The organism is Stenotrophomonas sp. KH_036_B (assembly GCF_057839485.1).
Map to the genome: position 1 here is coordinate 444527 of NZ_CM174491.1, position 7974 is coordinate 452500.

Consider the following 7974-nt stretch of genomic DNA (forward strand, 5'->3'; position numbering starts at 1 on the left):
CGAACCGCAAGCCGAGCCCCGTCGCGGCCGGTAGGTCCCTGGCAAAGTAAAGGAGGAGGCGGCGGCGCATGCCGACGCCGGGGGACATTTGCATAGGGGCCTGCCGGCCGCGGCGGGGCCCTCAACGCTCGCTGCAGATCCAATCGAAGACCGTACGCCAAGCTTCTACGCCCGCCTGACGGCCCCAATAACCGTCAGCCGCGCGGGTCGGTCGTAATTCCCTTCAACAACCGATACCGCTGCAGGGTTTCCTCGATTTCCACATCCAGGGCCTGGCGCTGCTGCAGGTACGAGGCGTGCATGCGCTGCTGGGCCAGCAGTTCGGTGTGGCGCTGCTGGATGCTCTCGGCCTGCTTGGGCGCCACCGGCTGGCCGGCCAGTTCGCGGTCGCCCGCGCTGCCCAGCAGCGTCACCAGCGCGCCACGCAGGCTGGCCACGTTGTAGCTGGCCGTCTGCACGTTGTTGTCCAGGATCCCGGTGCGCTCCACGAACACCCGGCGCAGGTCGTTCTCGTCCTCGTAGGTCGAGAGCATCGCCTGCTCCGTCCGCTGCCGGGTTTCCTCGGCGGCCTTGTCGAGCTGGAGCTGGGCAGCGGCCACCGCCGCATCGGCGCGCTCGTCCTCGGTCAGCGTGCGCTCCACGCCACCGCGGCGCAGGCCGCTGTTGACGCTGAACTCCTCACGCGCGCTGTTCACCGCCTCCTGGGGCAATGCGTCGCTGCAGATGCGCTCCTTGCCCTCGTTCCAGCAGAACAGCTTCTTCGGTTTCGGGTCGCTGCTGCTGCGCCTGCTCTGGGCCTCGGCCGTGAGCATGGGCGCGGCCAGCAACAGGCCGATGATGGTGAACGTGACGATCCTGGACATGGGAGCCCCCTGCTCTCAACGCGTAGGACGGCTGCCGTAACGGGAACGATAGTCCTCCAGCGGCTGCCGGTACCCGACAAGTTCCGGATTTCCGGAGGCAAAATCAAGCAGGTCGCCCAACGTGGCCACCGCCACCACCGGAATTCCGGCTTCCTCGGCCACGGCCTGGGCCGCCGAACGGCGGTCGGTTTCCGACGCAATCTCCTGCCGATCCAGTGCCACCACGATGCCGGCCGGCGTGCCACCGGCCTCGGCGATGATGGCCAGGGCCTCGCGGATCGCGGTACCGGCGGTGATCACGTCGTCCACGATCAGCACCCGCTTGCCGTTCATGTCCGCGCCGATCAGGTTGCCGCCTTCGCCGTGTGCCTTGGCTTCCTTGCGGTTGAACGACAGCGGCAGGTCGCGGCCACGCTGGGCGAATTCACAGGCAGTGGCGGTGGCCAGCGGGATGCCCTTGTAGGCCGGCCCGAACACCACGTCGAACTTCAGCCCGGTGGCCTCCACCGCGTCGGCGTAGCAGGCGGCCAGCTGGACCATGCGGGCGCCGGAGTCGAAACGACCGGCGTTGAAGAAGTAGGGGCTCAGGCGGCCCGACTTGAGGGTGAACTGGCCGAAACGCAGGGCATCGGCGGTCAGGGCCAGTTGCAGGAAACGGTGACGGTGGTCGCTCATCTAACGCTCTATTCAATTCATCTGGAGCGCAGATCCTAATGCATGGCCCGCAATTCAGGCTCGCCAGCGCCGGCCGCAGGCCCCTGCAATGGCCGTATCCGGCCAGCCGATGGGCCGGGCAACCCGGTATGCTTTGCCGGTTACCGTTCCAGACCCGGGTCAGCATGCGCATCATCAGTTTCAATGCCAATGGCATCCGTTCCGCCGCCACCAAGGGCTTCCTCGACTGGTTCCGTGCCCAGGATGCCGACGTGCTGTGCATCCAGGAGACCAAGGCCCAGGAAGACCAGCTGACCGACCCGATGTTCCGTCCGGACGGCCACCACTGCTTCTACCGCGACGCCATCACCAAGAAGGGCTACAGCGGCGTGGCCATCTACAGCAAGCGTGAGCCCGACCAGGTCATCACCTCGCTGGGCTGGGCCCCGTTCGACGATGAAGGCCGCTACATCGAGGCCCGCTACGGCAACCTCAGCGTGGTCTCCTTCTATATTCCGTCGGGCAGCTCGGGCGACCTGCGCCAGGGCTTCAAGTACGAAGTGATGGAGTGGCTGCGCCCGATCCTGGCGGAGTGGCTGGCCAGCGGCCGCGACTACGTGCTGTGTGGCGACTGGAACATCGTGCGCTCCGCGCTGGATATCAAGAACTGGAAGTCCAACCAGAAGAACTCCGGCTGCCTGCCGCCCGAGCGCGACTGGCTCAACGGCCAGTGCGCCGACGCCGGCCAGGCGCTGGACATCGCCGGCGGCCAGGGCTGGAGCGACGCCTACCGCCTGCTGCACCCCACCGGCGAGGACTACACCTGGTGGAGCAACCGTGGCGCGGCCCGCGCCAACAACGTGGGCTGGCGCATCGACTACCAGTTCGTCAGCCCGGGCCTGCGTGACCGCCTGCGCGGCTGCTCGATCTACCGCGATGAGCGGTTTTCCGACCATGCCCCGTTCACGGTGGACTACGCCCCATGAGTGAAGCGGTCGCCAAGCCCCGCCGCCCGTGGCAGCGGGTGCTGGCCAACCTGCGCCAGCGCAAGGTGCTGGCCATGCTGCTGCTCGGCTTCAGCTCGGGCCTGCCGATCTACCTGGTGGGCAACACGCTCGGTTTCTGGATGCGCAAGGAAGGCATCGAGCTGGACACCATCGGCTTCCTGTCGTGGGTGGGCTTGGCCTACTCGATGAAGTTCCTGTGGGCGCCGATCGTCGACAAGGTCAACGCCCCGCTGCTGGGTCGCTTCGGTCGCCGCCGCGGCTGGATGCTGCTGTCCCAGGCGGTGGTCGCCGTGGCCCTGGTCGGCATGGCGATCGTGCAGCCCAAGGGCGGCAACGTGCTGTTCCTGGGCGTGGCGTGGGAGCACATGCTTGTGTTCGGCGTGATGGCCACCATCGTGGCGTTCGCCTCGGCCACCCAGGACATCGTCATCGATGCCTGGCGCATCGAAAGTGCCGACAACAGCGAACAGCTGGGCCTGCTCACCTCCACCGCCGCGCTGGGCTACCGCACCGCGCTGCTGGTCACCGACGCGCTGATCCTGCTCATTGCCGCCCGCGTGGGCTGGCAGATGTCCTACGAAATCATGGCCGGGCTGATGGCGCTGGGCGTGGTGGCGGTGGTGATGGCGCGCGAACCGGTGCAGGCCAAGGTGGCCGTGCAGATCCAGGCCGCCCCGCTGTGGACGCCGCGCGGGTTGTTCGATGCGCTGGTCGGGCCGTTCATCGCCTTCGTGCGCGAACACCGCAGCGGCGCCATCCTGATCCTGCTGGCCATCAGCATCTATCGCATGGCCGATTTCATCATGGGTCCGATGGCCAACCCGTTCTACGTCGACCTCGGTCTGTCCGAAGAGACCGTGGGCGCGGTGCGCAGCTCGGTTGGCCTGGTGGCCACCTTCATCGGCATCGCCGCCGCCGGCCTGGTGTCGGTGCGCTGGGGCGTGCTGGCGACCCTGCTGGTTGGCGCGGTGCTCGGCCCTGCGTCCAATCTCGCCTTCGCCTGGTTGGCCTATGTGGGGCCGGACCCGACAAGCTTCGCCATCGCGATGGCGATCGACAACATCTCGGGTGGTTTCGCCGGCACGGCGCTGATCGCCTACATGTCCAGCCTGACCAGCATCGGCTATACGGCCACCCAGTACGCCCTGCTCAGCTCGTTCTACGCCATGCCGGGCAAGGCGCTGAAGGGCCTGTCCGGCTGGGCGGTGCAGTCGCTGGCGCAGGGCCGCACCCTGCTGGAGGGCTATGCGCTGTTCTTCGTGGGCACCGCGCTGATCGCCATTCCGGTGGTGATCCTGTGCGCGCTGCTGATCGTGCAGCAATCGCGCCGGCAGCGGGCCGCCACCTGACCGGCGCTTGCCCGCGCCCGGCCACTGGGCGATGATCGATCCGTTGTGCCGTGGGGGCGGTGCGTTGCCAACAGGGGAAAACACATGGCTGATTTAGTGCTGCGCGACCTGGATCCGCTGCTGAACGAACGCATCCGTCGGGTCGCGGTCGCGCGCGGCTGGACCCGCGAGCACACCTGCGTGGTCCTGCTCGAGCAGGGCCTGTTCGCCAGCGAACTGGAAGTGCGCAGCGGCTTCCACGACCCCGAAGTAAACGCCTTGGCCGAAGCCATCGCCGCCCTCCAGGCCCTCCCGGACGTCAAAGCTTTCTGACGGTGCAGGACCGATGGGCCGACCCGACTGGGTAGAGCCGACTGTTAGTCGGCTGCTCTCCAGGGCGACCGCGCCAACTGCAGCCGACTAACAGTCAGCTCTACCCAGCCGGCTCTACCCAGCCGGCTCTACCCCGTCGCGCGGTCGGCCCCGTCATATCGCATCACGCCAGGTGAATCGCCCCTAGAATCCGCGGCCCCCGCGCCCCGGTCACGCTCGGCAGATTTCCCGGCAGCCCGTCCAGCGTCCGCTGCGCCAGCCACGCAAACCCCATCGCCTCCAGGTAATCCGGGTCCAAGCCGTGCACCGCACTGGACTCGATCACCACGCCCGGCAACCGCGCCCCCAGCCGCCGCAGCAGCTGCGCATTACGCACCCCGCCGCCGCAGACCAGCACCCGCGTCGCCCCCGGCAGGTTCGCCAGCAGCGCATCGGCCACCGTGGCAGCAGTCAATTCCAGCAGCGTGGCCTGCACATCGGCCGCCGACCGCTGCCGCTCGCCCAGCGCCGCCTCGGCCCACTCCAGATGGAACTGCTCGCGCCCCGTGCTCTTCGGCGGCGGCAGCGCAAACCACGGCTCCGCGCGCCAGCCCGCCAGCAGCGCCTCGTCGCACTCGCCACTGGCCGCGAACGCCCCGTCGGCGTCGTACGGTACCCCGACGTGACGCTCGCACCAGGCATCCATCAGCGCATTGGCCGGCCCGGTATCGAAGCCACGCGGCGTGCCCGCCCGCGGAATCAGGGTCAGGTTGGCAATGCCCCCCAGGTTCAAGACCGCCCGATCCTCGTCGGCGGTGCCCAGCATCGCCAGGTGGAAGGCCGGCATCAGCGGCGCACCATGTCCGCCAGCCGCCACGTCACGGCGGCGGAAGTCTGCCACCGTCGTAATGCCGGTGAGCTCGGCAATGCGGTTGGCATCGCCGAGCTGGCAGGTGAAGGCCGGATCGGCCAGCGGCCGGTGGCGCACCGTCTGCCCGTGCGAACCGATCGCCCGCACCTGTGCCGGGTCGACCCCGGCCTGTGCCAGAAGACGATTGGCGGCCGCCGCGAAGGCGATGCCGATCTGCGCGTCGATCCGCCCCAGCGTATCCAGCGAGCCCAGCTCGCCCCCTTCGCCCAGCGCCACCAGCTCGGCGCGGAAGGCGGGGTCCCAGCCGTGGGTCAGGCCCGCGACGAAGCGGCAACCGCCCTCGGCCGGAAACTGCACCAGCGCGGCATCGATGCCATCGGCGCTGGTGCCGGACATCAGGCCCAGGTAGAGCGGGGTAGTCGGATCAGGTGCAGTCATGGCCAGGCGGTTCAACAGGATGCGTGCAGCTTCCGCGCAACCTGTTGCCGCCGTCAATGCGCGCGCAGGTGCGCGCGCTGCAACGCCATCGGATCAGCCGCGGTTCGGCTTGGCCGGCTTGGCCGCGCTGGCCGTGGTGGTAGCCGCCTTGGCTGCCTGCGGTGCCGGGCTGGCATCGGCGTAGATCAGCTTCTCCATGCCCTGGATGCGCGCCAGGGCCGGCGCGGTCTGCGCACGGAAGGCCACCAGCTCGCCGCCCTGCAGCGGCTCCGGCGGCGGCATGGTCACCGACAGCGGGTTGCGGTGCACGCCGTTGACGCGGAATTCGTAGTGCAGGTGGGGGCCGGTCGCCAGACCGGTCGAGCCGACGTAGCCGATCACCGTGCCCTGCGCCACGCGCTGGCCGGTCTTGATCGCACCAAAGCGCGACATGTGCCCGTACAGCGTGGTGTGGCCGCGGCCATGGTCCAGGATCACCACGTTGCCGTAGCCGCGCTGCGTCCCGGCAAACTGCACGCGCGCATCGCCGGCCGCCATGATCGGCGTACCGGTGCGGGCCGCATAGTCCACGCCCTTGTGCATGCGCATCTTGCCCAGCACCGGGTGCTTGCGCGCGCCGAAGCTGGAGCTCAGCCGCGCGAACGGGATCGGCATGCGGATGAAGCTCTTCTTCAGCGGCCGACCGCTGACGTCGAAGTATTCGGACTTGCCGTTGCGGTCGAAGCGGAAGCCGCTGTAGGTCTTGCCGCCCGACGTGAAGGTCGCGGCCAGGATCTTGCTGGTGTCCACCTTCTCGCCTTCGCGCCAGGTCTCGTCCAGCACCACGCTGAAGCGGTCGCCCGGCTGCAGGTCCTTGGAGAAGTCGATGTCGTACTTGAAGATTTCATCGGTCATCGTCGCGATCGCCGACGGCGACAGCCCGGCTTTGCGTGCCGCGGCGTACAGCGAGCTGGTGATCTCGCCACTGGCGACCACGCGGCGCACCGACGATTCGCGCTTGATCACCTTCTCGTTGATCTGGTCGCCCTTGAGCGACAGCTCCACCCGGTTGTCGCCATCGCGGTCGAAGCGGATCGTGCGCAGCTCGCCGGACAGCGGCAGGTCGAAGCCGATCTCCGCGCCAGGGCGCAGCTTGGTCAGCGCCGCGCGCGCGCCGGGGTGGTCGAGCACCTGGTGCATCACGGTCGGCGAAATGCCGGCCTCGTCGAACAGGTTGCTCAGCGTCTGCCCGCGCTGCACGCGCAGCACCTGCCAGCTGTCACCGGGCACCTGCTGGCGGCGCTCCTGCGACAGCGGCGGCAGCGGCAGGGACAGCGTGGCGTGGCTGGCGGAGTAGGGTGCATCGATGGTGTGGGAGAAGCCCGGCACGATCGTGGCCACCAGCGCCCCGATGGTGGCGAACAGGCTGGCGTGCATCCAGTGGCGCCGGGTCCAGCGCTCGTTGAACGCGGCGGGAAGATGCTGCCTGAGCTTCCGATGCAGGGCGGTGTCGTGGAGAACGTGAAGGCGTTCCTTGAAGCGCTGCTTGCGCGCGCGGCCTTGATCGGTATTCAGCATCGTCGGTGTGTTCCTGGCTGACCCGGGATCGCGGGCCCAAACGTCGGTAACATAGACAGGTATAAATATCGCGTCAAACCCTTGTGCGTATTGGCTTTTGTGAAGCGCATGCGGTTAACTTGTACTTAACGTCATTCATGTAAATAAGGCATTGCCGGGAGTTGTACGTGTCCTCGATTGAACAAGCGCTTGCCCAGATCGGCCGCGGTGCTGACGAAGTCCTCAAGATCGAGGAGCTGCGCCAGCGCCTGGAAAGCGGCCGCCCGCTGCGGGTCAAGGCCGGGTTCGACCCCACCGCGCCGGACCTGCACCTGGGCCACACCGTGCTGCTGAACAAGCTGCGCCAGTTCCAGGACCTTGGCCACCAGGTCATCTTCCTGATCGGCGACTTCACCGGCATGATCGGCGACCCTTCGGGCAAGAACGTCACCCGCAAGCCGCTCAGCAAGGACGACGTGCTGGCCAATGCGCGCACCTATGAAGAGCAGGTCTTCAAGGTGCTGGACCGTGAAAAGACCGAAGTGCGCTTCAACTCGGAGTGGTTTGGCAAGATGGGCGCGGCCGACATGATCCGCCTCGCCGGCCAGCACACCGTGGCGCGCATGCTCGAGCGCGATGACTTCGCCAAGCGTTACGCCGCCCAGCAGTCCATCGCCCTGCACGAGTTCCTGTACCCGCTGGTCCAGGGCTATGACTCGGTCGCCCTCGAGGCAGACGTCGAGCTGGGTGGTACCGACCAGAAGTTCAACCTGCTCATGGGCCGTGGCCTGCAGGAGCACTACGGCCAGAAGCCGCAGATCGTGCTGACCATGCCCCTGCTGGAAGGCCTGGACGGCGTGGCGAAGATGTCCAAGTCGCTCAACAACTACATTGGCATCAGCGAGCCGGCGATCGACATGGTGACCAAGACCATGAAGATCGGCGACGACCTGATGTGGCGCTGG

General features: G+C 67.7%; 8 protein-coding genes (1 of these 8 running past the window's edge). 4 read left to right on the forward strand and 4 right to left on the reverse strand.

The annotated features are described in order from the left end of the window. Positions 1-194: 194 nt before the first annotated feature. Positions 195-863, reverse strand: a complete 669-nt coding sequence (locus AC3ITN_RS01935; protein ID WP_313349059.1) for a hypothetical protein — start codon at positions 861-863, stop codon at positions 195-197. Positions 864-878: 15 nt separating this feature from the next. Then, positions 879-1538, reverse strand: a complete 660-nt coding sequence (gene pyrE, locus AC3ITN_RS01940) for an orotate phosphoribosyltransferase (protein ID WP_313349058.1) — start codon at positions 1536-1538, stop codon at positions 879-881. 164 nt (positions 1539-1702) lie between these two features. Here pyrE and AC3ITN_RS01945 point away from each other — a divergent pair, with 164 nt between their 5' ends. The 3 genes from AC3ITN_RS01945 (at position 1703) to AC3ITN_RS01955 (ending at position 4185) form a co-directional block, all read left to right on the forward strand. After that, entirely contained in the window at positions 1703-2503 is an 801-nt protein-coding gene (locus AC3ITN_RS01945; protein ID WP_313349055.1) for an exodeoxyribonuclease III, read from the forward strand. Then, positions 2500-3873 (forward strand): AmpG family muropeptide MFS transporter, encoded by a 1374-nt coding sequence (locus AC3ITN_RS01950; RefSeq protein WP_313349053.1) that lies wholly within the window; start codon positions 2500-2502, stop codon positions 3871-3873. Before AC3ITN_RS01945 ends, AC3ITN_RS01950 begins: the two co-directional genes overlap by 4 nt. Before the next feature lie 84 nt (positions 3874-3957). Beyond that, on the forward strand, positions 3958-4185 hold the full coding sequence (locus AC3ITN_RS01955) for a hypothetical protein (protein ID WP_093532961.1): 228 nt from the start codon (positions 3958-3960) through the stop codon (positions 4183-4185). A 163-nt stretch (positions 4186-4348) separates the two neighbouring features. Here the strand turns inward: AC3ITN_RS01955 and AC3ITN_RS01960 are convergent, their stop codons facing one another. Together AC3ITN_RS01960 and AC3ITN_RS01965 are read right to left on the reverse strand one after the other, a co-directional pair. Then, positions 4349-5473: an anhydro-N-acetylmuramic acid kinase gene (locus AC3ITN_RS01960; RefSeq protein ID WP_489391892.1), complete on the reverse strand. Its 1125-nt coding sequence runs from the start codon at positions 5471-5473 to the stop codon at positions 4349-4351. Positions 5474-5566: 93 nt separating this feature from the next. Continuing rightward, positions 5567-7030 (reverse strand): M23 family metallopeptidase, encoded by a 1464-nt coding sequence (locus AC3ITN_RS01965; protein WP_489391893.1) that lies wholly within the window; start codon positions 7028-7030, stop codon positions 5567-5569. A gap of 167 nt (positions 7031-7197) precedes the next feature. Between AC3ITN_RS01965 and tyrS the strand changes: the two genes are divergently transcribed. Further along, on the forward strand, positions 7198-7974 hold the 5' portion of the coding sequence (gene tyrS / locus AC3ITN_RS01970; protein ID WP_489391894.1) for a tyrosine--tRNA ligase. It continues 435 nt past the right edge of the window; 777 of the gene's 1212 nt are visible here — the first part of the coding sequence; the start codon lies at positions 7198-7200; the stop codon falls past the right edge of the window.